Source organism: Mesorhizobium sp. M0060 (assembly GCF_040323155.1).
Classification (GTDB): domain Bacteria; phylum Pseudomonadota; class Alphaproteobacteria; order Rhizobiales; family Rhizobiaceae; genus Mesorhizobium.
On the sequence record NZ_JAMYUP010000144.1, the window covers coordinates 1 to 2,202 of the forward strand.

Sequence of the window (2,202 nt, forward strand, 5' to 3'; positions counted from 1 at the left end):
CGCCAGCGTGTAGGCAATGGCCTTGCCGAGCGACGACTTGGCCGAGACCTCATCGATCAGCATCTCCAACTGCTCCTTCAGTGCCGCCATGAGCGGAGCGCTCTCGGCCTTGCGCACCGACAGGCGCTGCTCGGCGCTCATGCCGCGGATGCATTCCTCGATCCGGTAGATCTCGGCAATAGCGGCGACCACCGCCAGCGCCTCGCTCGAGCCCGTCGTCTTGACCACCTCGACGAACTTGCGCCGAGCATGGGCCAGACAAAAGGCAAGCTGCAAGGGTGCGATATTGCTCTTGCGCCGCCGCTTCGCCAGGCTCTTGTAGGCCGCATAGCCATCGACCTGCAGAATGCCGTCGAATGTTGAAAGCTGTGCCTCGATCTCTCCGGTTCCCCGGCTTTCTGCAAACACATAGCCGACTGCCGGCGGTGCCGGTCCCTGCCAGGGACGATCATCGACGGCCTGCGCCCACAACTGGCAGACTTTCGTCCGCTTGCGTCCCGGATCAAGTCGCGGCAGAGGCGTTTCGTCACAAAACACCCGCGGCTGCGAGCGGATGAAGGCAAGCAGGCGATCGTAAAGCGGCCTCAGCCACCAGGCGGCCCGTCCGACCCAGCCGCCGAGCGTGCCACGGTCGAGATTGATGCCGTAACCCGAGAAGATCTGCGACTGGCGATAGAGAGGAAGATGCCAGGCGAACTTGGAGACGACCACATGCGCCACCAGCGCCGTCGTCGCCATGCCCCCGTCCATTACTCGCGCTCGCGCCGGCGCCTGGACGACATGGGCCTCACAGGCCCGGCAGGCGTATTTGGGCCGGATCGTGCGGATCACGCGTAGCAGTGCCGGAACGATATCGAGGGCCTCACTGATATCCTCGCCGATGCGATGGAGGGGAAGTCCGCAACACGAGCAGACCGCGCTCTGCGGCTCGATCACTTCCTCGCAGCGCGGCAGATGCTTCGGCAGGGCACCCATGTTGCGCGACGCCGACCGGTGCTTGCGTCGCGGCCGATCCTTGTCTTCGACGGCATCGTCGTTGGCCGCGGCCGGCACCTCGCAGAGGTCACCGAGATCGAGCGCGATCTGCACCGGATCGAGCACGGCCAGCTTCTCCGATTTTACCCCGAAGATCATCTGCCGAAGCAGATCGGCATAGACGCGCAGCTCCGCGTTCTCGGCTTTAAGAGCCAGAACCATTCTCTGCAATTCGGCAGGATCCGATGGCAACGAATCAGGGCGGGGCGACATGATCAACCCTACCAGGCGACCCCGAATCTTCAAGCAAATCCAGTCACTTCACGCCGCTCTGACCGGTCTTTTGACGTGTTTCTTCGCCACCCTCGTCCAGTCGAGGCCAGCCACCAGAAGGGCGAACTCCTCGCGCGTCAGCCGGACCTGGCCGTCGCGGATCGGCGGCCAGGTGAAGCGCCCCGATTCGAGCCATTTCGAGGCCAGAACCATGCCGCTTCCGTCCCAAAAAAGAAGGCGCAATCTGTCGCCGCGCTTGGGGCGGAAGACAAAGACGTCACCGCAATAGGGATCGGCTGCAAGAGCCGAGGCGACCAGGGCAACAAGGCCATTGATGCCGCGGCGGAAGTCGACCGGCTGCGTCGCCACCACCACCTTCACGTCGCCGGCTAGCGCAATCACTGCGGCACACGCAAGGCACCCACGATGGCGGCCGCCAGGGCCGGATCGACCGAACCCGTCAGGACGAGGCGGCTTTCACCGATCTCGAGCTCGATCCGACCGGTCGACCTGGGCGCCTCCTTATTCCGTGCGTCACTATGCTCGAGCTGTCGCTCCTCGCCCGCGATCGTAATTGGCACAAACTGCAGGGCTGGCGTCGTCTCGGCAGCCGCTTTCGCCTGCACCAGCCCCACGTGCCGTCGCCAGACCGAAAGAAGACCTCGATTGATCCCCCAACGCCGCGCGACAGCCGAGATGTTGGCGCCCGGCTCCGCGCTTTCCGCAACAATCCGCGCCTTCTCCGCCGGCGTCCAGCTGCGCCGTTTCCGCCGGCCTGTGATCACCTCGACCCGGCGATAGTGACCCTCTTCATGCCTGCCTTGATGACTGTCTTGATGACTGGCATCAGGGTCCTCCCACTCCATGCGCCTGCGCTCCTCGCTGCCGCAAATCAGGCGGCAAATCTCCCCAGTGCATAGCCCTCAGGCAAGATGGGGTGCTCGTCACGCTCAC

Annotated in this window: 3 protein-coding genes; all 3 read right to left on the reverse strand. The window is 64.3% G+C overall.

Translation table 11 applies throughout. The annotated features are described in order from the left end of the window. Positions 1 to 1,248, reverse strand: a 1,248-nt coding sequence (gene tnpC / locus NKJ94_RS37225) for an IS66 family transposase (RefSeq protein ID WP_352532741.1), incomplete at its 3' end; no start/stop codon positions are given. A 48-nt stretch (positions 1,249 to 1,296) separates the two neighbouring features. Continuing rightward, the gene (tnpB, locus tag NKJ94_RS37230; RefSeq protein ID WP_352466297.1) at positions 1,297 to 1,650 is read right to left on the reverse strand and encodes an IS66 family insertion sequence element accessory protein TnpB; all 354 of its coding nucleotides are present in this window, start codon (positions 1,648 to 1,650) and stop codon (positions 1,297 to 1,299) included. After that, positions 1,647 to 2,114: an IS66-like element accessory protein TnpA gene (gene tnpA / locus NKJ94_RS37235; RefSeq protein ID WP_352466296.1), complete on the reverse strand. Its 468-nt coding sequence runs from the start codon at positions 2,112 to 2,114 to the stop codon at positions 1,647 to 1,649. Before tnpA ends, tnpB begins: the two co-directional genes overlap by 4 nt. Positions 2,115 to 2,202: the final 88 nt, after the last annotated feature.